Here is a 19,443-nt window from a genome sequence, read left to right on the forward strand (position 1 = left end):
CGGTGATCCGCTCGCAAAGATAGGTCTCGTCCGAGGCGGGCGTGCCGTGGCAGGCGAAGATACCGGCGCCGGTCAACGTGGGCGGCAGCGAAGCCAGCCAGTCCAGCGCCTCGGCCGGCAGATCGTCATGGGCGGCGGCGTCCGAGCGGCTCATCGCCGGGCGCGGCACCTCCAGCAGGTAGCGGTCGTGGTTACCCCGGATCGCCCGGGCCTTCAGGTCCTTCAGCAGCGCCCAGGTTTCCCGCGCCGCCAGCGGCCCGCTGAAATGATCGCCCAGGATCAGGACCTCGTCCACCCCCTGCCCCGCCAGATCCGCCAGCACGGCGGCCAGCGCATCGGCGTTGCCGTGGATATCGGCCAGAACGGCGCGTTTCACCCCCAGAGCCCCGGCTCCGAGGGATGCACGCCGGCCTCGTCATAGACCAGCGGCAGATCGCGATCCTCGGCCAGCAGCAGGGGCCCGTCGAGGTCGGTCACCTCGGCCCCCTGCGCCACCAGCACGGCGGGCGCCATGGCCAGCGAGGTGCCGACCATGCAGCCGACCATCACCCGGTAGCCCTCGGCCCGTGCCGCGTCGCGCAGCGCCAGCGCCTCGGTCAGCCCGCCGGTCTTGTCCAGCTTGATGTTCACCATGTCATACTTGCCCCTGAGCCCGGGCAGCGAGGCCCGGTCATGGCAGCTTTCATCGGCGCAGACCGGCAGCGGCCGGGCGATCCCGGCCAGCAGATCGTCCTGCCCGGCGGGCAAGGGCTGCTCGACCATCGCCACACCCAAGCGCAGCAGATGCGGCGCCAGCTCGGGATAGACCTCGGCCGTCCAGCCCTCGTTGGCATCGACCACGATCCGCGCCTTCGGCGCCCCGGCGCGGACCGCTTCCAGCCGCGCCATGTCGTCGGGCGTGCCCAGCTTGATCTTCAGCACCGGGCGATGCGCGTGACGCGCGGCGGCGGCCTGCATCCGCTCGGGCGTGTCCAGCGACAGGGTGAAGCAGGTGATCTCGGGCCCTGGCGCGGAAAGCCCCGCCAGTTCCCAGACCCGCTTGCCCGCGCGCTTGGCTTCCAGATCCCACAAAGCGCAATCGACGGCGTTCCGCGCGGCCCCCGGCGGCAGCGCGCCTTGCAGGGCCATCCGGTCGATCCCCTCGGGCAGCGCCCGGATCTCCTCGGCCACGCTCTCCAGCGTCTCGCCATAGCGCGCATAGGGCACGCATTCGCCCCAGCCGACCAACCCGTCCCGCTCGATCCGCACGGTCAAGACCTTCGCCTCGGTGCGCGACCCGCGCGAGATGGTGAAAACCTCGGCCAGACGGAAACTCTGGGGCGTAACGCTGATCATCCGCGCCTCTTCATCTTTGTTCCAGAAATATCCACGGGTTTCCAAAGGGGGCGTGCCCCCTTTGGCGAGGGGAGCTCGAGGGGGCGAGCAGCCCCCTCGACCCTTCCCTTAGACGGCAGCCAGCGCGTCGACCAGTTTCCCCGCGCCATAGCGGAAGGGATCGGTCGCGGGCAGGCCGGTCTCGGCCTCGACCTCGGCCAGATAGGCCTTCGCCTCGGCATCGGCCATGTGCTGGGTGTTGATCGAGACGCCCACCGCCACGCAGGCCGGGTTCGCCACCCGGGCCAGCGCCAGCGCCGTGTCACGCACCTGGGCAATCGTCGGCAGCTTGTAGCCCGGCAGGCCGCGCATGTGCGGCCGGGTCGGCTCGTGGCAGATCACCAGCGCGTCGGGCTGGCCGCCATGGACCAGCGCCAGCGTCACGCCGGAATAACAGACGTGATAGAGCGAGCCCTGCCCTTCGATCAGGTCCCAGTGGTCGGCGTCGTTGTCCGGCGTCAGATATTCGATGGAGCCCGCCATGAAATCGGCGATCACCGCATCGAGCGGCACGCCGCCGCCGGTGATCAGGATGCCGGTCTGGCCGGTGGCGCGGAACGAGGCCTTCATGCCGCGCTCGCGCATTTCCTTCTCCATGCAGAGCGCGGTGTACATCTTGCCGACCGAGCAATCGGTGCCCACGGCCAGCATCCGCTTGCCGGTGCGCTTCTCACCATTGGCGATCGGGTATTTCACCGAGGGGATGCGCACGTCGTGCAGCTTGCGGCCCGTGGCCTTGGCCACGGCCGCCAGATCCTCTTCGTCGCGCAGCAGGTTATGCAGGCCCGAGGCGAGGTCGAAGCCCTCTTCCAGCGCCTCGACCAGCACCTTCTTCCAGGACTGGCTGATGATCCCGCCGCGGTTGGCGACGCCGATCACCACGGTCTTGACGCCCGCCGCCTTGGCCTCGGCCAGGGTCATGTCGGGCAGGCCCATATCCGCCTTGCAGCCGGGCAGCCGGAACTGGCCCAGCGCATATTCCGGGCGCCAATCCTTGATGCCCTGCGCCACCTTGGCCGCCAGCATGTCGGGCGCATCGCCCAGGAACAACAGATAGGGGGTTTCGATCATGGCGGACTCCATCGCGCTTCTTGCGGGAGGATGCCGCGATTGTCGGCGAATGTCCTTGATATCTTGCGTGCGTTCTGCGGGATGCGCCGAAGATTCCCCGACACATCCCGAGTTTCGCGCAAGAAACGTGCGTCAGACCGTCAGAAGATCGGAAAAGCGCCGGCCAGATGCAGGTCGCGAATCCACTCGATCACCTCGACCAGCGGCAGCACCAGCAGGAAGCCCAGCGCGTCGCCGCCGTTGGTGCGCAGGATCTTCGGCACGAAAGTCACCTCGGCGGGCGTGGTGAAAAGCCCCGGCACAGGCAGCACCCGGTTCGGCACCCGGCTGGCATAGGCCTCGTAATCGGGGCCGAATTCGGCGCGCAGGAAGCGTTCCTCGCGCGCGGCGGTAGCCACCAGGATCGCCAGCGTCAGCGCCCCGAACAGCGCCGCCAGCAGGATCGAGCCCAGCATCAGCCCGAAGCCCAGCGCGCCCAGCGTGGTGCCGAAATAGAGCGGGTGGCGGCTCATGGAATAGGGGCCTTCCTGCACCACGCGCTGGTTCTTGCGCCCGCCGATGTAGAGGATCGCCCAGAAGCGGTAGAGGATCGCGGCAATGATCAGCAGCGTGCCCAGCAGCTTGAGCAGGGTGGCGATGCCCGACCACCAGACCGGCACCCCCAGCAGGATCACCGGCAGGCAGGCGAGGAAGGCCACCCGCACCATCCAGTAACGGATGCGCTGGTCGAAAGGCTGAACGGCGGTCTCATTCATCGGGCTACTCCTTGATCGCCCCGGGATAAACCCCGCAACCGCCCCCCGTCAATCAAGGCCACCCGCCTTGCGGCGCCATGCTGCACCAGCACCGCAACCCTTCGCGCGCGCAGAAATCGGCTTGCATCCCACGGCGCAACATTATAACCAGCACCCAAGCCAAGACGTAATTTCCTTAGCCCAAGGCCCTGCATGTCGTTTCGCATCCAGCCCCCCGCCCCTGCCCGTCCGAACCGCTGCCAGCTTTTCGGCCCGGGCTCGCGCACGGCACTGTTCGAGAAGATGGCGGCCTCGGCGGCGGATGTGATCAACCTAGACCTCGAGGATTCGGTGGCGCCCTCTGACAAGGACTCGGCGCGGGCCAATATCATCCAGGCCACGCATGAGGTCGATTGGGGCAACAAGTACCTCTCGGTCCGCATCAACGGCCTCGACACGCCCTATTGGTACAAGGATGTGGTGGATCTGCTGGAGCAGGCCTCGGACCGGCTGGATCAGATCATGATCCCCAAGGTCGGCTGCGCGGCGGATGTCTATGCCGTCGACGCGCTGGTCACGGCGGTCGAGCGCGCCAAGGGCCGCACCAAGCCGATCAGCCTTGAGGTCATCATCGAAAGCGCCGCCGGCATCGCCCATGTCGAGGAGATCGCCGCCTCCAGCCCCCGCCTGCAGGCGATGAGCCTGGGCGCGGCGGATTTCGCCGCCTCGATGGGGATGCAGACCACCGGCATCGGCGGCACGCAGGAAAATTACTACATGCTGCGCGAAGGGGCCAAATACTGGTCCGATCCCTGGCACTGGGCGCAGACCGCCATCGTCGCCGCCTGCCGCACCCATGGCATCCTGCCGGTCGATGGCCCGTTCGGCGATTTCTCGGATGACGAGGGCTTCCGGGCGCAGGCCCGCCGCTCGGCCACCTTGGGCATGGTCGGCAAATGGGCGATCCATCCCAAGCAGGTCGCGCTGGCCAACGAGGTCTTCACGCCGTCGGATGAGGCCGTGGCCGACGCCCGCGCCATCCTCGCCGCGATGGAAGAGGCCAAGGCCAACGGTCAGGGCGCCACGACCTACAAGGGCAAGCTGATCGACATCGCCTCGATGAAACAGGCGGAAGTGATCGTGAAGCAGGCGGAGCTGATCGCCCGCGGTTGAGTTACCCGGCCCGGCACCGGGGAGGGTCGCCGGGCATTGGGGAGGAGGGGCGCGCGCCGGACAGGGGTCTGGCGCGCGCTCTGCATTTCAGCGTTGGTGCCACGTCAAGGCGCGCCGGATCAGGAAGGCGAGCGCCGCCTCGTCCAGCTCTTCGCCCTGCCGGAACAGCACCGCCCGTGACCCTTCCACCCGCATCCCGGCGCCGGGTCCCGACAGGAACTCTGCGATGAGCGGCGTCTGGCAATGGACGTAGAGCGCGAAATCCGCCTGATCCTTCATCGCCTTGGAGGGCGCGCCGATCCGCAGGCTCGCGCCCTTGGCGGCCAGAAAGGCGGGCTGCCCCCAGCGCAACCCCTCCTCCAGTGTGACGCCTTCGGCCAGCGCCACCCGGTGGATCAGCGCCCGCAAGTCCCTGAGGCCCGCGCGTGCCCGCTCCGGCGCGGCGTCGATGGCGGTGTCGACCGGATCACTCATGCGCCCGCACCGGCTGCCGCAGGATGGTCTTCAGCTTTTCCGGCGCCACCCGGCGCGGGTCCGAGAGGTAGATCTCGTGATGCAGCCCGGTCAGCGCCAGCCCCTCGGCCGCCGCCTGCGCGTGGATCCGGGCGATCAGCGGGCCTTCATCCGCATAGGGGCCCGGATGCAGCGCCTGCAGGCAAAGCCCCTCGCCGAAGGGCCAGAGCGTGACCCGCGCGAAGACCCCCGCGCCCTTCTTGGCGATCACCGTCCGGCGCAGATCCTCGAACGTCTCTGCCGCCAGCCACGAGGGCGCCCGGATCATCATCCGCCAGCGCCAGGCCTCGCGGTCGCCGCCCGGCTGGAAGACCGCGTAATCCTCGGACCACCAGAGCCCCTCCAAGGGCCCGACCTTCTCGTCATGGCCCTGCACCTTGCCCGCGAACCGCGCGCCATAGGCCAGACCATAAAGCGCCTCGACCGCCGGCTGGTGCTCGGCCCCGCCGGGCGCACCCTGCCCTTCGATGGCGAAGAAGACCATCGGCGGCACGGTCACCCGGTCGATACGCCCCGGTTTTCCGGTCAGCAGCGGGTCAGTCATGGCTTTCCTCCAAAGGCAGGTAGATGTCGGTGGCCAGATCCTCGGGCGCGGCACTCTGCGGGGTGTTGAGGTAGCGCTCCCAACAGGGGGCGCTGCGCGGTGCCTCGCCACTCGCCGCCAGCCAGGACCCGTAGAGCCACTCATAGGCCAGCCCCATCCCGGCATAGGGGCCCCGGAAGGCCATCCGCGCATGACGCCCGCCGTCCAGCCGATGCTCCTGCATCCCCTCGGGCAGCGGCAGATCCTCGGCCACCAGCACCCCGGCGAAACTGCGCAGCGCCTCGGCGGGAACCGATGCGGGGTCATCGAAATAGACGCCGACCAGCCCGCGCGTCCGGGGCCAGAGGCCGAGCGCGCCGATTTCCGCCGCGAGCCGGTCGAAGGCCGCGCCGATCGTCAGATAGGGGCCGGTGAAAGGCAGGCCGATCAGGCGCTGCGGCGACGTGGTTTCCAGGGTGACGGGGTACATGCTGTCTCCTTTCCGGGTAATCCGGCGTAATGTCTCGGGCAAGGCCTTGCCCTGCCGACGGAATTCGCCGGGGCTCAGGCCATAGGCAGCGCGAAAGGCCCGGCTGAACCCTGCGGCATCGGCATAGCCATGGGCGCGGGCCAGCACCGCCAACGGCGCCTCACTACGCACCAGAGCCTCGGCCGCTCGATGCAGCCGCACGCGGCGCACCGCCTCGGCCAGCGTCTCGCCGGTCATCGCGGCAAAGACCCGGTGGAAGTGGAACCGCGACAGCGCCGCCACATCGGCCATCGCATCCAGCGAATGCTCACCGGCCGGATTGTCGTGAATCGCCGCATAGACCCGGCGCAACCTTGCTCTGTAATCGACCGCCATCTGACCCTCCAACGCCCTTCTGACATGGCGTCGCTTTGCCTGTCTTGCTATTCTTCCCCTATACAGCGCGTCCGCCCGGGCGTATGGGGGCGCGTTCAGTCTCAAGGATCTGCCATGACCGCCGCCCTGCCGCCCCTGCCCGCCCCGCTCTCGCGAGCCCTCGCCGAGAAGGGGTACGAGACGCTGACGCCTGTGCAGGCGGCGGTGCTGGAGCCGTCGCTTGCCGGTCATGACCTGCTGGTTTCGGCGCAGACCGGATCGGGCAAGACCGTGGCCTTCGGCCTCGCCATGGCCGACAGCCTGCTGCCCGACGGCGCCATGATGCCGCCGCCCGATACCGCCCGTGCGCTGGTCATCGCCCCGACGCGCGAGCTGGCGCTGCAGGTCAGGCGCGAATTCGAATGGCTCTATGGCCCGGCGGGCGGCATCATCGCCTCCTGCGTCGGCGGCATGGACGCTCGCAGCGAGCGCCGGGCGCTCGAGCGCGGCGCGCATATCGTCGTCGGCACCCCCGGCCGCCTGCGCGACCATATCGAGCGCGGCGCACTGGATCTGTCGACCGTGGGCTCGGTGGCGCTGGACGAGGCGGACGAGATGCTCGACCTCGGCTTCCGCGAGGATCTGGAGTTCATCCTTCAGGCCCTGCCCGAGGAACGCCGCACGCTCCTCTTCTCGGCCACCGTGCCGCCGATGATCGAGCGTCTGGCCCAGACCTATCAGAAAGACGCCAAGCGCATCGCCACCGAGGCGCCCCGGGAATCGCATGCCGACATCGCCTATCAGGCGCTGATGGTCGCGCCCGAGGATGCGGAACACGCCATCGTCAACGTCCTGCGCTTCCACGAGGCCCGCAACGCGCTGGTGTTCTGCAAGACCCGCGCCGCGGTGAACCACCTGACCGCGCGGCTGCTGAACCGGGGCTTCTCGGTCGTGCCGCTGTCGGGCGAGCTGGCGCAGGAAGAACGCGCCCGCGCCCTGCAGGCGATGCGTGACGGCCGGGCCCGGGTCTGCGTGGCGACCGACGTCGCCGCCCGCGGCATCGACCTGCCGGGGCTGGAACTGGTGATCCACGCCGACCTGCCGTCCAACAAGGAAACCCTGCTGCACCGCTCGGGCCGCACGGGCCGGGCCGGCAACAAGGGCACCTCGGTGCTGATCGTCCCCGCCTCGCAGCGCCGCAAGACCGAGCGTCTTCTGGGCTTTGCCGGGGTGCAGGCCGACTGGGGCACCGCACCCACTGCGACCGAGGTCTCGGCCAAGGACAGCGAGCGTCTGCTGACCGACGCCACCCTCTGGGGTCCGGCGACCGAGGACGAGGCGGAAGCCATCGCCAGCCTGACCGGGAAATTCGACGCGGCCGCGCTGGCTGCCGCCGTCACCCGTATGTATTTCGCCGCACGCTCGGCGCCCGAGGATGTGACCCCGGTCAGCATCGACGGGCCGAAGCCGCGCGCGCGGGCCGAATTCGACCGCTCGTTCTGGGTGAAGATCGGCGTGGGCCACGCCCAGCGCGCCGAAGCCCGCTGGCTGCTTCCGATGCTCTGCCGGGCCGGGGCGCTGACCCGCTCGGACATCGGCGCGATCCGCATCTTCGAGGAAGCGACCTTCGCGCAGCTGCACGAGGATGCCTCGGAGCGTTTCTGGAACGCGGTCGGCGACACCGGCATTCTGGAGCAGGACATCACCCTTGAGCGCACCGAGGCCCCGGCCGAGGGTGAACGCCCGCCGCGTCCGCCGCGGTTCGAGGGCGAGCGCCCGGCCCGTGCCCCGCGCCCCCGCCGCGAAGAGGGCGAGGGCGAGCGTCCCTACAAGCCCCGTGCGCCGCGCGAGGATGCGGGCGAGCGCCCGTTCAAGCCCCGTGCCCCGCGCCCGGAAGGGGCCGACCGGCCCTATACGCCGCGTGCCCGCAGCGAGGAGGGCGAGCGCCCCTACACGCCGCGCCCCCCGCGTGGCGAGGACGGCGAGCGCCCCTTCAAGCCGCGCGCCCCGCGGGCTGATGGCGAGCGGCCCTACAAGCCCCGTGCCGAGGGCAGCGACCGCCCCTACACGCCCCGCCCGCCGCGTGGCGAGGATGGCGAGCGTCCCTTCAAGCCCCGCGCCCCGCGGCCCGAGGGTGAGCGGCCCTACAAGCCGCGTGGCGAAGATGGCCCCCGCCCCTACAAGGCGCGCTCGGAAGACGGCCCCAAGCCCTATAAGGCCCGCGGTCCCCGGACCGAGGACGGCCCCAAGCCCTATAAACCCCGCGCGCCGCGGGACGATGCGGGCGAGCGGCCCTTCAAGCCCCGCGCCCCGCGCCCGGCCGAGGGTGGCGAGTTCCGCGCCCGGCCTGATACGGGCGAGCGCCCGTTCAAGCCCCGCACCAAGCCCGATGGCGCCAAGCCCCGGTCGCCGAAGCCCGAGGGCGCCGGCAAACCGGCGCGGCCGCGCATCGACGCCGATGCGGCCCGCAACCCCTCGGCCCGTCTGGGTGGCCCGGCCCGCAAGCCCGCGGGCAAGCCGCCGCGGGGTGGCGGCGCCGACCAGCGGCCGACGCGCCCGAAGCGCTGAACGCACTCAGCCGCGGCGGTCGATGAGATGCATCGCCGCGGCCCCGGCCCTGAGCCCCAAGGTCCGGATCGCGCGTAGCGGGTCGGGTCTTGCCGGGGCCAGCGGCGGCAGTTTCTCCTCCCCCAGCGCCGCTCGCGCCAGTGCCCGCCCCAGCACCGTCCCCGGGGCAATCCCCCGCCCGTTGTAGCCGGTGATCCCGAAAGCGCCCTCGCCCGCCTCGATCAATCGCGGCAGCGCGTCGGGCGTGGTGCCGATGCGCCCGTACCAGCGATGGGCAAAGACCTGCCCCTTCAGCTGCGGATAGAGCCGGGCCATCATCCGCCGCGCCCAGCCCTCATGCACCGACGCGTCCACGCCGAGCTGCCCGATCGAGCCGATGACGAAGCGCCCCGCCGCATCCAGCCGGAACGAACTGAGCACCGTCGCCGTGTCCCAGGCGCCCTCGCCCCCCGGCAGGATGGTACGGCGCAGATCCTCGGGCAGCGGGTCGGTGGTGAAGTTGAAGTAGGGCATGATCGCAACGGCCTTGTTGGCCGCCGGACCCTGACCATAGGCATTGCCCGCCCAGATCACCCGCGGCGCGGTCACCCGCCCGCCGGGCGTTGTGAGTATCCACTCACTACCCCGCCGCTCGGCCGAGGTGACCGGACTCGGCGCATGAATCCGGGCGCCTGCGCGCAACGCCGCATGGCCGAGCCCGCGCGCATAGGCCAGTGGCTGCACCGTCCCCGCGCGCGGATCGAACAGCGCGCCGTGGAAGCGGTCCGAGCCGGTGCGCGCCCGCGTCTCCTCAGGGGACAGCAGCCGCACCGCCACCTGCCGCGCCTGCCATTGCCGCTCGCGTTCCGCCAGCGCCGCCAGCCCCGCAGCATCGGGGGCGCAATGCAGCGTGCCGACCGGGCGGGCCTCGCAGGCGATCTGGTGGCGCTCGATCATCGCCCAGACGGCGGCGGGGGCGTTGGCCAGCATCCCCGGCAACGGATTGCCGGGCGAGAGCCGCGCCTCGACCTCGTCGGGCATGATCCAGAGCCCGGCATTGACCAGCCCGACATTGCGGCCCGAGCCACCGGCGCCGATCCCCTCGGCCTCCAGCACGATGACGCGGGCCCCCGCCTCGGCCGCGGTCAGGGCGGCGGAGAGGCCGGTATAACCCGCGCCGACGATGGCAATATCGGCCGTGGTGTCGCCTGCGAGCGGGGCAAGCGCCGGGGCGGCGGGGGCGGTGACGGCCCAGAGGCCGGGGGTGTCGAGACTCATGGAAGACCTGCGATGAAACGGCCCCGGAGGTTCAGCCCGCCCGCCCGTCGCCGTCAAGGGGCGCCAGAATGCAAAAGCCCGGCGCGCGCGGCACCGGGCTTTGAAATCCTTGCACTGTCAGCAGCTTACTCGGCAGCCGTCGCCTTCAACTCGAACCCGGCCTCGATCATGTCCGAGGGCGCGACCGGATATTCGCCCGAGAAACAGGCGTCGCAGAATTGCGGCTGGGCGGGGTTGCGGCCCTCGACCGCGCCCGCGGCGCGATAGAGCCCGTCGAGCGAGACGAACTTCAGGCTGTCGACGCCGATGAAATCGCGCATCTCGTCCTCGGTCATCCGCGCGGCCAGCAGCTTCGAGCGTTCCGGCGTGTCGACGCCATAGAAACAGGGCCAGGTCGTGGGCGGGCTGGCGATGCGGAAGTGAACTTCCTTGGCACCCGCTTCCAGGATCATTTCCTTGATCTTCTGGCTGGTCGTGCCACGAACCACCGAATCGTCGACCAGCACCACCCGTTTGCCGGCGATCAGCGCCCGGTTGACGTTCAGCTTCAGCCTCACGCCCATGTTGCGGATCTGTTCCGAGGGTTCGATGAAGGTCCGGCCCATATACTGGTTGCGGATGATCCCCATGGCGAAGGGGATCCCCGATTCCTGGCTGTAGCCGATGGCCGCGGGCGTGCCGCTATCGGGCACCGGGCAGACGAGATCGGCCTCGACCGGGGCCTCGCGGGCCAGTTCCACGCCGATCTGGCGGCGGGTTTCATAGACCGACCGCCCGCCAAGGATCGAATCGGGGCGCGAGAAATAGACCTGCTCGAAGATGCAGAACCGCGGCGAGACCCGCTCGAAGGGCCGCGACGAGACGACGCCCTTCTTGTCGATCACCACCATTTCGCCCGGCTCGATTTCGCGCACGAAATCGGCGCCAATGATGTCGAGCGCGCAGGTCTCGGAGGCCAGCACCCAGCCGCCCTCCTTCTCGGCACCGATGCGGCCCAGCACCAGCGGGCGCACCCCCAGCTTGTCGCGCACGCCGATCAGCTTGGTGCGGGTCATGGCGATGACCGAGAAGGCGCCTTCGCAGCGGCGCAGCGCATCCTTCAGCCGTTCGGCATGGGTCCGCTGGATCGAGCGCGCCATCAGGTGGATGATGCATTCCGAATCGCTGGAAGACTGGAAGATCGAGCCGCGCTCGATCAGTTCCTTGCGGATCGCATTGGCGTTGGTGATGTTGCCGTTATGGGCAATCGCCGCGCCGCCCATCGAGAATTCGCCGAAGAAGGGCTGCACGTCGCGGATCGCGGTCGCCCCTTTCGATCCGGCGGTGGAATAGCGCACATGGCCGATCCCGATGGAACCGGGCAGGGTTTCCATCAGCTTGGCCGAGGTGAAATTGTCCCGCACCAGACCGAAGCGATGCGCCGACTGGAAGCCGCGCGAATCGTCATAGGTGATGATGCCGCCCGCTTCCTGTCCGCGGTGTTGCAGCGCGTGCAGGCCCAGCGCGACGAAATTCGCCGCATCCTGGACGTTGACGGCGCCGAAAATCCCGCATTCCTCCTTCAACTTGTCGTCGTCGAAGGGATGGCTGAGCCAAGGCTCCATGGTTCGGGCCCCCGATAGCTGCGATGCGCACCCTTTAGGCGCTTGGCCGCGCCGGGGCAAGGGCCATGGCACGGGCGGGGCGGGAATTGCGACAGGGCGGTGACGCGCGGCTCACGTCTTGGGCGGGCGGCGCATGGCGGCGGCGATCCCGGTGCGGCCCTGACCGTCGAAGGCGGCGGCGACCGAGGCCACATCGGCGGCGCTGCGGTTCTGGTTGAGCTTGGACTTCGCCTCGATCCGCTCGACGCTGAGGCGGAAGGCGACGATCTTGCCCAGCATCTCGTCGAGGAAATCGGCAGGCGCATCGCCCATCTTCCAGGCGGCGGCGCCGTTCACCGCCTTTTCGTGCCGCGCCGTCAGCAGCGCCACAGCGCGGCGCTTGTCCTTGTCGGCATGCGACCAGGTGATCCGGGCATGGACATGGACCACCTGATAGTTCCATGTCGGCACCGCCTTGTGCGTCTCGGCCTTGGACGGATACCAGTTCGGGCTGACATAGCCCTCGACCGCGCGGAAGATCGCCAGCACCGGGGCGCCGTCCGGCACCTCGTGGTGCAGGGGATTGGCCAGCGCGACATGGCCCAGAAACCCCTCACCGTCGCGCAGCAGCGGCAGGTGATTGGCGTCGAGCCCGGCCGCCCCCTGACTGACCAGCGCCGCCAGCGGATTGTCGTGCATCAGGCGCTCGATCTCGGCCTGCTCGGTTTCGGTGAAATGGGCGGGGGAATACATCGCGGGCCGCTCTCGGTAATGACGCGGCGCGAACGGTAGCCGCCCGCCGGGATGGCGACAAGCGCCAGCGCGACCGGCGGGTCAGGGGCCGCCTTGGGGAAACCGCGCGCGGTCGGGCGGCGTGCTGACCGGAGGGTCAGGCCCCGCCTGCCCCAACCCGGGATCACCACCGGGGAGGGGGAGCGCCCCCGGGACCGGGCCGTTGCCCGGCGTGGCCGGCTGCAGCGCCGACGGAGCCTGTGGCGGCCAGGGGAGCGGCGCGCCATGGCTCCAGCCGAAGACGGCCAGCAGTGCCAGTGGCGCCACGGCGGGGCGTCGGAGTTGCAGCAGATAGGCGGTGATCGCCAGCGCGAGCGGGGCCGCCTCCTGAAACCAGCCGCTGCTGCCGGACAACAGCGGCAAAAGGATCCCCGCCAGCGCGGTCCAGACGACGGCGTTGCGGGCGCGGTTCGGCCGGGCGAGCGCCAGAAGCGCCAGCAAGGCCGCCAGCACCGCCAACTGCACCCCGGGCAGGTCCCCGAGCGCGAGGATTACGCTGACCGCGATGGCCACCAGCACGCCGTCGATGCCTCCGGCCAGGGCGGCGGCGAGGGGGTGGGACGGAAGCCAGGACGGCAGGCCCAGGACCGGGGGGACAACGACGGCAGCCGCGCCCAGCATGCCCAATCCCGCCAGCGACAGAAGCGCCGCCCGCCGGTGGCCGAGGAAAAACAAGGCAATGACCGCGGCGAGGGCCAGCGCGGCCCCCTCTGCCCGGAGGGCGGCGGCCATGAGGATCGCCAGCGGCAGGAAGCCCGGCGCCGATTCCTTCGCCGAACGCGCCAGCCCCACCAGCACCGCGACCGACGCCGCCACCAGCAAGGGCCCCTCCGCCCCGGCGAACGGCAGCGCGAAGCCGTTGACCGCCTGTATCAGCAGCGGCGCCGCCACCACCGCCGAGGCCGGGCGCGTCGCCACCGCCGGGCTCAGCGCCCCGGCCAGCAACCAGATCGCCGCGCCCTGCCCTGCGACGGCCAGCAGCAGCACCGACCACTCCCCCAGCGCCAGCAGCGGCACCAGCAGCAGCGCGGGAAGGCCGGGCACCTCGGCGAGTTCGCCGCGCAGGATCCCACCGGCCATGGCCAGCTGCATCGCGGGTGCCTCCCCGGTGAAGCGCAACCCGTCCGGCCCCAACCGCAGCGTGACCAGCAGGCCGACGCCCGCCAGCATCACCGTCAACGCATAGATCTGAAAACTCCGTGCCGGCATGATCTCTCCTGCGCGGGCAGGCTACGCGGCAGGAGTAAAGAAAAAGGCGCGGCCGAAGCCGCGCCTTTCGTAAAAATCGCGAAAGCGATCAGCGCTTCGAGAACTGGAAGCTCCGGCGCGCCTTGCGCTTACCGTATTTCTTCCGTTCCACGGTCCGCGAGTCGCGGGTCAGGAAGCCCGCGGCCTTGAGGACACCGCGCAGCGACGGATCGTAGAGCTGCAGCGCTTTCGACACGCCGTGCTTCACCGCGCCCGACTGGCCCGAGAGGCCGCCGCCGACGACGGTCGCCACGATGTCGAACTGGCCGACGGTGTTGGTGATCTCGAACGGCTGCTTCAGGATCATCTGCAGCACGGGACGGGCGAAGTATTCGGCCATCGGCTTGCCGTTGACGGTGACCTTGCCCGAACCCGGCTTGATCCAGACGCGGGCGACCGCGTCTTTCCGCTTGCCGGTGGCATAGGCGCGGCCCTGGGCGTCGCGCTGGGGGGTCCGGGGCGCAGCGGCCTCGGTCTCGGTCTCGGCGGCCGGACGGGCAGCCGCGGCGCCGGCGACGGCGTCTTTCAGCGCGTCGAGGGACTTGATCTCATCGGCCATGATCAGGCGCTCCGGGTGTTCTTGGGGTTCAGCGACTTGACGTCGAGGACGGTCGGCTGCTGGGCCTCGTGCGGATGCTCGGCACCGGCATAGACGCGCAGGTTGGTCATCTGCTGACGGCCCAGACGGTTGCGGGTGATCATGCGCTCGACGGCCTTGATCACGACGCGCTCGGGGTGGGCGCCGTCAAGCACCTGACCGGCGGTGCGGAACTTGATCCCGCCCGGGTGGCCGGTGTGCCAGTAGTAACGCTTGTCGGCGCGCTTGTTGCCGGTCATCTGCACCTTGTCGGCGTTGATGATGATGACATTGTCGCCCATGTCCATGTGCGGCGTGAACGTCGGTTTGTTCTTGCCACGCAGGATGTTGGCGACGATCGTGGCGAGGCGGCCCAGAACGACGCCCTCGGCGTCGATCAGGATCCACTTCTTCTCGATCTCCGCCGGTTTCGCGGTGTAGGTTTTCATGGTCCAGCCCTGAAAGTGAGAAGCGAGTCGCAGCCGGGCGGAACCCGGGAACGGAATGCGGCTGTTCTAGCGGATTGCGCGGGTGGGTCAAGCGGCGTTCACGCCAAATAATCAAGCAAAATCAATACCCTGAAAAATAGGTATTATATTACCCCAGCAATCTCTCCCCCGGCCACCCGCCTTCGTCCCCCGGCGCCCAGGGAATCCGCCGGTGATCGAAGCCGCGCTGGATCGTCGGCTTCACCACGGCGAAATAGGGCGAGAGGTCGAAATCGCGCGGCACGATCAGCGTGGCGTGACGGTGGCGCCAGATCGTGCCCAGCGGCCGGCCCGAGCTTTCGCGCAGCATCTCGATCTGCGGCAGGATCGGGTAGCCCACCGACTGGAAGGCCTGTGCCACCAGCGAGGAACAGATCGCCCGCGTCGGATCGCCCGAACCCAGCGTCAGCAGGCTGCGCCGCCAGCGCACCGGGATCGGCGGGGTCGGGAACAGGTAGCGCGCCAGGTCGATGATGTTGCGCGTGTCGTAGCGCATGCCGATCCGTTCGACCATGTAGCGGGCAACCGCCGCGCGTTCATCCATCGACAGGCCCGCGGCACGGCAGAGCCTGGTGTTGAAATTGGCGTATTTCGCCAGAGGCACCTGATGCGCGCCCTCCTGGATCGTCGCCTCGACCAGCAGCACCTCGCCGGTGCCCGCGCTCAGGTCCTGCACACAGAGCGCGGCATGCGACCAGGTGCTCTGCGTCAGGTATTTGATCGCGGTCGAGACCTTGGCCCGCCCCTCGACCAGCAGCACGTCGCCGACGCGGATCGAGGCGGTCAGCGCCGCGTGATCCTGCGCAACGACGGGCTGGTTCCCGGGCTTGTCCCGTTCGAGGATGCGTCCGAGAAGGCGGCCGATACGGGCAAACATCGCGTTACCTGAGGCGGGGCGGGCGCGCGGGGTCGAGCCCGGGGTTGGCGCCGGGCGTCAGGCGCTGCTCTTCCGGCGGGGCGAAGGGCGCGGGCGACAGCGCGAGGCCGACCCCGGCGATGGCCGCCATGGCGCGGCCCTCGGGGAAGATCACGTCCAGCGCGCCGCCCTCCAGTCCCGAGAGCGCCAGCGCCTCGGACACGGCCCGGGCGATCGGGGCCTGCGCGGCCTCGGGCAGACCGGCCAGCGCCAGCACATGACCGCGCCCGCCGCCCTGCCACTGGACCGCGGCCAGCACCGCCCCGCTCAGCCCCGGCGTGCCCGACAGCCGCCGCTCCAAGGCCGCGACGAGCGGCGCACGCACTGCCTCGGGCAGGTCCGGCGCGCCGAAGGCCAGCGGCACGCCCTGCCCCTCGGCCGGGGCGGGCGCGGCGAGCGTGTCGGCCAGCCAGCCCAGCGCCTCGGGCGGCAGAAGCGCGGCGTGGTCGGCATCGGGATTGACCAGCAGCGAGAGGCCCTCGGCCGCCTCGGCCAGCATCGCCACCAGCACCCGGCCCGGCAGCGCGGCATAGGCCGCGGCCTCGCCGGCGAAACCGGCCAGCCGCAACTCGCTGTCAAAGGCCAGCACCGCGCGCACATCCGACAGGTCGAAGACCTTGGGCTCCATCGTGCCGCCCGTCACCTCGGCGGTGAGCAGCACGAACAGCTCAGCCCGGCTCAGTTCGGCATGGAAGGCGAGGCGCGCGGCAACCTCTTCGGCGCTGTCGTCCTGGGCCTGGGCCAGGCGGAGCATGGCGGCGTTGAGCTCGGTCTCGGGGGTATTGTCCATGGGGGCCTGGTCTGGGTCTTTGAAGGTCGGCGGTATCGGTCGCTGCTGGCGCGGATGTCGGCGGCTTGCCGCACAAAGTAAAGGCGGACACGATTGCGCAACAGTCTTAACACGTAGTTTTCACTACCCCCGCCCGGGCTTCTGCGGCATAATCGGCCCCATCCCGGCCTGCCCCACCCGTGGACAGCCGCAAGAAACAGCCTGTAAACACCCGCACGCGATGCTTCGCTGACGGAAGGGCGACCTGGGGCGTAATGTAGCAGATGCTGGAGTTCTACAACGTCAGCAAGTCCTTCTGGACCGGGAAGACCCGCAAGGTCATCCTGCACAAGGCGTCGTTCCGCATCGAGCTGGGGCAATCCGTCGGCATCCTCGCGGCCAATGGCACCGGCAAGACCACGATCATCAACATGATGGCCGGGCTGGAGAAACCCGACGAGGGCACGATCACCCGGACCTGCCGCGTCTCGTTCCCGCTGGGCTTCATGGGCGGGCTGAACCCCCGCCATACCGCGACCGAGAACGCGCGCTACATCGCCCGGCTCTATCAGCTCGACCCCGACGAGGTTGAGGCCTTCTGCCGCTGGATGTGCGACATTGGCGATTATTTCGACATGGCGGTCGGCACCTACAGCCAGGGGATGCGGGCGCGTTTCGCCTTTTCGCTGATGCTGGCCATCGAATTCGACCTCTATCTGGTCGACGAAGGCATGCCCGCCACGACGGATGTGAAATTCAACAAGCGCGCGGGCGCGATGCTGAAGGAACGGCTGGAAAAGGCGACCGTGCTCATCGTCTCGCATCAGGCCGAGACCCTGGAAAAATACTGCAAATCCGCAGCGGTCCTGAGGGACGGCAGGCTCACGTTCTATGAGTCGCTCGAAGAGGCGAAGGCACTTTATGACTACGAAACCCAAAGCTAGGCGGTTCCGGCTCAGGCTGGGGGACGAGGCGGCGGAGACGCTGCGCACCAGCGTGGCGCCCCAGCGGGCCGAGAGCGCGCGCGCCCCTGCCCCGCCCCAGCCCGAAGCCCGGACCGCGGCCCCGCAGACCGGCGCCCCGGCCAACGCCCGCCCCCCGGCCCCCGCGCGACCGGCCGATCCGCCGCGCCCCGGCAGCGCCGCCGCGGCGGCGGCTGCCGCCATGCCGCCCCGTGACACGCTGTTCGACGAAGACACCCCGGCACCTCGGCCCGGGGCACCCGCCCCCCGGGCCGAGGCCCCGGCGCCCCCGCCCGCCGTCCAGGGCGAGGCCGTCAGCGGCGAGGAACTCACGGGCAGGCAATTGCGCATGGCGATGCGCGTGGCGCAGCGCAACGGCATCAAGGCCAGCTCCGGGATCGAGGCCGTGCGGCTTCTGCGCAAGCAGGGGATCGACCCGTTCGAACGCTCGACGCTGCTCGACATCGTCAAGGAAGAAGGCTCGAAATCGCGCGAGCTGACGACGACGGAAGAGGCCCGGCCGCAGCTGCCCAAGGCCTACCGTCAGCCCGGCACGCCCGCCACGATCGACCCCTCCCCCCAGAACAGCGACAAACAGCGCCGCGCCGAGATCTCGAAGATCCAGCGCGACATCGCCAAGCGGCGGCGGCGGCGCATGGCACTGCTGGGTGCGCGGCTGGGGGTTTTCGTGACCCTGCCGACGCTGCTGGCGGCCTGGTATTTCTATTTCGTGGCCACCCCCCTCTATGCCACCAATTCCGAATTCGTCATCCAGCAGGCCGATAGCGGCGGCGGCGGCGGGTTGCGCGGCGCAGGGGCGCTGGCGGGAATGTTCGGTGGCTCGGGCCTGGGCACGACCAACGATTCCATCACCGTGCAAAGCTACCTGCAATCGCGCGACGCCATGCGGCAATTGAACGAGCAGGAAGGCTTCAAGGCCTATTTCCAGCAAGACAGCATCGACCCGCTGCGCCGCCTGCCGCCCGACGCCACGGACGAGGCCGCCTACCGGCTCTATCAGGACATGGTGCAGGTCGCCTTCGACCCGACCGAGGGCATCATCAAGCTGGAGGTGATCGCCGCCGACCCCGAAACCAGCGAGCGTTTCGCCCGGGCGCTGATCGGCTTTGCCGAGGCGCAGGTCGACCAGTTGACGCAGCGGGTGCGCGACAACCAGATGAACGACGCCCAGCAGGCCGTCGAGACCGCCGAGGCGCGGATGAACGAGGCGCAGTCGCGCTTCCTCGACCTGCAGGAACGCTTCCAGATGCTGTCCTCCGAGGTCGAGGTCTCACTGCTGACCCAGCAGATCAGCACGCTGGACGCGCAGCTCAACACCGAACGCCTGCAGCTTTCGGATCTGCGGGCCAACCCCCGGCCGAACCCGGCGCGGCTGGATCAGGCCGAGCGCCGCGTTGCCTCGCTGGAACAGCGGATCGCCGAATTGCGCGATTCCCTGACCGCGGGGGGCGAGGATGGCACCTCGATCGCCCGGCTCCAGCGTGAGCAGGTCATGGCCGAGGCCGATGTGGCAACCCGGCAGATGATGCTGACCCAGGCGATGCAGCAGCTCGAAGCGGCGCGGATCGAGGCCAACCGGCAGGTCCGCTACCTGTCCCTGGGCGTGAGCCCGGTGGCGCCCGACGAGCCGACCTATCCCCGCTCGTTCGAGAATACGGCGCTGGCCTTCCTGATCTTCGCGGGCCTTTACCTGATGATCTCGATGACCGCGGCGATCCTGCGCGAGCAGGTGACCGGCTGACGGCAAGGCGGCGGTTCCGAGGCCCCAGCCTTGGAACCGCCCGCCCCAGTGACCCGGCGCGGGAGGATTTCCCGCCGACCGGCCCGGGACGGGCGAAATAAGACCCGCAGGCGCCCCGGACAGGACCGAAGCGCGACAGATTTCCCCGCAGACGCCGTTTAGGCGAACATATGTTCCGCCAGGGCAGCCCACCCCGGAACACCTGCCTCGCGCGCGCGAGCCCGCCCGGGCGCGTGAGCCTTGTCAGCCCGCCGCCGCGCTGCCAGATCGCCGGTCATGACCCCTGCCC

The 19,443-nt window shown here is 69.7% G+C and carries 19 protein-coding genes; 4 read left to right on the forward strand and 15 right to left on the reverse strand.

The genetic code is table 11. The features are described 5' to 3' along the window. From VDQ18_RS11765 to VDQ18_RS11780, 4 genes are all read right to left on the reverse strand, one after another. A partial coding sequence (locus VDQ18_RS11765; RefSeq protein ID WP_323021130.1) for a metallophosphoesterase family protein occupies positions 1-376 on the reverse strand: 376 nt, incomplete at its 3' end. Continuing rightward, a complete protein-coding gene (gene dgcA, locus VDQ18_RS11770) occupies positions 373-1,335 on the reverse strand; it encodes an N-acetyl-D-Glu racemase DgcA (protein WP_323021131.1) in 963 nt (320 codons plus the stop codon). The genes dgcA and VDQ18_RS11765, both read right to left, overlap by 4 nt. Before the next feature lie 108 nt (positions 1,336-1,443). Further along, positions 1,444-2,445, reverse strand: a complete 1,002-nt coding sequence (gene dgcN / locus VDQ18_RS11775) for an N-acetyltransferase DgcN (RefSeq protein WP_323021132.1) — start codon at positions 2,443-2,445, stop codon at positions 1,444-1,446. A gap of 140 nt (positions 2,446-2,585) precedes the next feature. Then, entirely contained in the window at positions 2,586-3,200 is a 615-nt protein-coding gene (locus VDQ18_RS11780; protein WP_323021133.1) for an isoprenylcysteine carboxylmethyltransferase family protein, read from the reverse strand. A 192-nt stretch (positions 3,201-3,392) separates the two neighbouring features. Here VDQ18_RS11780 and VDQ18_RS11785 point away from each other — a divergent pair, with 192 nt between their 5' ends. Further along, positions 3,393-4,352, forward strand: a complete 960-nt coding sequence (locus tag VDQ18_RS11785; RefSeq protein WP_323021134.1) for an L-malyl-CoA/beta-methylmalyl-CoA lyase — start codon at positions 3,393-3,395, stop codon at positions 4,350-4,352. Positions 4,353-4,439: 87 nt separating this feature from the next. Here the strand turns inward: VDQ18_RS11785 and VDQ18_RS11790 are convergent, their stop codons facing one another. The 3 genes from VDQ18_RS11790 to VDQ18_RS11800 are packed head-to-tail and all read right to left on the reverse strand — an operon-like array spanning position 4,440 to position 6,253. Further along, positions 4,440-4,826, reverse strand: coding sequence for a DUF1801 domain-containing protein (locus VDQ18_RS11790; protein WP_323021135.1), 387 nt, complete (start codon positions 4,824-4,826; stop codon positions 4,440-4,442). Beyond that, positions 4,819-5,409, reverse strand: coding sequence for a GyrI-like domain-containing protein (locus tag VDQ18_RS11795; RefSeq protein WP_323021136.1), 591 nt, complete (start codon positions 5,407-5,409; stop codon positions 4,819-4,821). Before VDQ18_RS11795 ends, VDQ18_RS11790 begins: the two co-directional genes overlap by 8 nt. Beyond that, positions 5,402-6,253, reverse strand: coding sequence for an AraC family transcriptional regulator (locus tag VDQ18_RS11800; RefSeq protein WP_323021137.1), 852 nt, complete (start codon positions 6,251-6,253; stop codon positions 5,402-5,404). Before VDQ18_RS11800 ends, VDQ18_RS11795 begins: the two co-directional genes overlap by 8 nt. 114 nt (positions 6,254-6,367) lie before the next feature. On the opposite strand from VDQ18_RS11800, the gene VDQ18_RS11805 reads away from it, so the two are divergent. Then, positions 6,368-8,800: a DEAD/DEAH box helicase gene (locus VDQ18_RS11805; RefSeq protein WP_323021138.1), complete on the forward strand. Its 2,433-nt coding sequence runs from the start codon at positions 6,368-6,370 to the stop codon at positions 8,798-8,800. Positions 8,801-8,806: 6 nt separating this feature from the next. Here the strand turns inward: VDQ18_RS11805 and VDQ18_RS11810 are convergent, their stop codons facing one another. The 8 genes from VDQ18_RS11810 to VDQ18_RS11845 form a co-directional block, all read right to left on the reverse strand. After that, the gene (locus VDQ18_RS11810) at positions 8,807-10,057 is read right to left on the reverse strand and encodes an FAD-binding oxidoreductase (protein ID WP_323021139.1); all 1,251 of its coding nucleotides are present in this window, start codon (positions 10,055-10,057) and stop codon (positions 8,807-8,809) included. A gap of 125 nt (positions 10,058-10,182) precedes the next feature. Then, positions 10,183-11,661, reverse strand: coding sequence for an amidophosphoribosyltransferase (gene purF, locus VDQ18_RS11815; RefSeq protein WP_107751668.1), 1,479 nt, complete (start codon positions 11,659-11,661; stop codon positions 10,183-10,185). A gap of 111 nt (positions 11,662-11,772) precedes the next feature. Beyond that, the gene (locus VDQ18_RS11820) at positions 11,773-12,393 is read right to left on the reverse strand and encodes an FMN-binding negative transcriptional regulator (RefSeq protein ID WP_323021140.1); all 621 of its coding nucleotides are present in this window, start codon (positions 12,391-12,393) and stop codon (positions 11,773-11,775) included. 81 nt (positions 12,394-12,474) lie between these two features. Next, a complete protein-coding gene (locus VDQ18_RS11825) occupies positions 12,475-13,641 on the reverse strand; it encodes a hypothetical protein (protein WP_323021141.1) in 1,167 nt (388 codons plus the stop codon). 88 nt (positions 13,642-13,729) lie between these two features. Continuing rightward, complete coding sequence (gene rpsI, locus VDQ18_RS11830; RefSeq protein WP_323021142.1) at positions 13,730-14,239, reverse strand: 30S ribosomal protein S9; 510 nt, start codon at positions 14,237-14,239, stop codon at positions 13,730-13,732. Between the two features lie 2 nt (positions 14,240-14,241). After that, on the reverse strand, positions 14,242-14,706 hold the full coding sequence (gene rplM, locus VDQ18_RS11835) for a 50S ribosomal protein L13 (RefSeq protein WP_107751672.1): 465 nt from the start codon (positions 14,704-14,706) through the stop codon (positions 14,242-14,244). A 148-nt stretch (positions 14,707-14,854) separates the two neighbouring features. Further along, positions 14,855-15,622 (reverse strand): YiiX/YebB-like N1pC/P60 family cysteine hydrolase, encoded by a 768-nt coding sequence (locus tag VDQ18_RS11840; RefSeq protein ID WP_323021143.1) that lies wholly within the window; start codon positions 15,620-15,622, stop codon positions 14,855-14,857. A gap of 4 nt (positions 15,623-15,626) precedes the next feature. After that, positions 15,627-16,451, reverse strand: coding sequence for an SseB family protein (locus VDQ18_RS11845; protein ID WP_323021144.1), 825 nt, complete (start codon positions 16,449-16,451; stop codon positions 15,627-15,629). A 263-nt stretch (positions 16,452-16,714) separates the two neighbouring features. On the opposite strand from VDQ18_RS11845, the gene VDQ18_RS11850 reads away from it, so the two are divergent. After that, positions 16,715-17,374: an ABC transporter ATP-binding protein gene (locus tag VDQ18_RS11850; protein WP_323021145.1), complete on the forward strand. Its 660-nt coding sequence runs from the start codon at positions 16,715-16,717 to the stop codon at positions 17,372-17,374. Beyond that, positions 17,352-19,154 (forward strand): capsule biosynthesis protein, encoded by a 1,803-nt coding sequence (locus tag VDQ18_RS11855; protein WP_323021146.1) that lies wholly within the window; start codon positions 17,352-17,354, stop codon positions 19,152-19,154. Before VDQ18_RS11850 ends, VDQ18_RS11855 begins: the two co-directional genes overlap by 23 nt. The last annotated feature ends 289 nt before the right edge of the window (positions 19,155-19,443 follow it).

The sequence above is a fragment of the Pararhodobacter sp. genome, from assembly GCF_034676075.1.
Classification (GTDB): domain Bacteria; phylum Pseudomonadota; class Alphaproteobacteria; order Rhodobacterales; family Rhodobacteraceae; genus Pararhodobacter.

Excerpts from the sequence above, each read along its gene's own strand:
- dgcA (WP_323021131.1), bottom strand. The coding sequence starts at position 1,335 with ATGATCAGCGTTACGCCCCAGAGTTTCCGTCTGGCCGAGGTTTTCACC.
- dgcN (WP_323021132.1), bottom strand. The coding sequence starts at position 2,445 with ATGATCGAAACCCCCTATCTGTTGTTCCTGGGCGATGCGCCCGACATG.
- VDQ18_RS11780 (WP_323021133.1), bottom strand. The coding sequence starts at position 3,200 with ATGAATGAGACCGCCGTTCAGCCTTTCGACCAGCGCATCCGTTACTGG.
- VDQ18_RS11785 (WP_323021134.1), top strand. The coding sequence starts at position 3,393 with ATGTCGTTTCGCATCCAGCCCCCCGCCCCTGCCCGTCCGAACCGCTGC.
- VDQ18_RS11790 (WP_323021135.1), bottom strand. The coding sequence starts at position 4,826 with ATGAGTGATCCGGTCGACACCGCCATCGACGCCGCGCCGGAGCGGGCA.
- VDQ18_RS11795 (WP_323021136.1), bottom strand. The coding sequence starts at position 5,409 with ATGACTGACCCGCTGCTGACCGGAAAACCGGGGCGTATCGACCGGGTG.
- VDQ18_RS11800 (WP_323021137.1), bottom strand. The coding sequence starts at position 6,253 with ATGGCGGTCGATTACAGAGCAAGGTTGCGCCGGGTCTATGCGGCGATT.
- VDQ18_RS11805 (WP_323021138.1), top strand. The coding sequence starts at position 6,368 with ATGACCGCCGCCCTGCCGCCCCTGCCCGCCCCGCTCTCGCGAGCCCTC.
- VDQ18_RS11810 (WP_323021139.1), bottom strand. The coding sequence starts at position 10,057 with ATGAGTCTCGACACCCCCGGCCTCTGGGCCGTCACCGCCCCCGCCGCC.
- purF (WP_107751668.1), bottom strand. The coding sequence starts at position 11,661 with ATGGAGCCTTGGCTCAGCCATCCCTTCGACGACGACAAGTTGAAGGAG.
- VDQ18_RS11820 (WP_323021140.1), bottom strand. The coding sequence starts at position 12,393 with ATGTATTCCCCCGCCCATTTCACCGAAACCGAGCAGGCCGAGATCGAG.
- VDQ18_RS11825 (WP_323021141.1), bottom strand. The coding sequence starts at position 13,641 with ATGCCGGCACGGAGTTTTCAGATCTATGCGTTGACGGTGATGCTGGCG.
- rpsI (WP_323021142.1), bottom strand. The coding sequence starts at position 14,239 with ATGGCCGATGAGATCAAGTCCCTCGACGCGCTGAAAGACGCCGTCGCC.
- rplM (WP_107751672.1), bottom strand. The coding sequence starts at position 14,706 with ATGAAAACCTACACCGCGAAACCGGCGGAGATCGAGAAGAAGTGGATC.
- VDQ18_RS11840 (WP_323021143.1), bottom strand. The coding sequence starts at position 15,622 with ATGTTTGCCCGTATCGGCCGCCTTCTCGGACGCATCCTCGAACGGGAC.
- VDQ18_RS11845 (WP_323021144.1), bottom strand. The coding sequence starts at position 16,451 with ATGGACAATACCCCCGAGACCGAGCTCAACGCCGCCATGCTCCGCCTG.
- VDQ18_RS11850 (WP_323021145.1), top strand. The coding sequence starts at position 16,715 with ATGCTGGAGTTCTACAACGTCAGCAAGTCCTTCTGGACCGGGAAGACC.
- VDQ18_RS11855 (WP_323021146.1), top strand. The coding sequence starts at position 17,352 with ATGACTACGAAACCCAAAGCTAGGCGGTTCCGGCTCAGGCTGGGGGAC.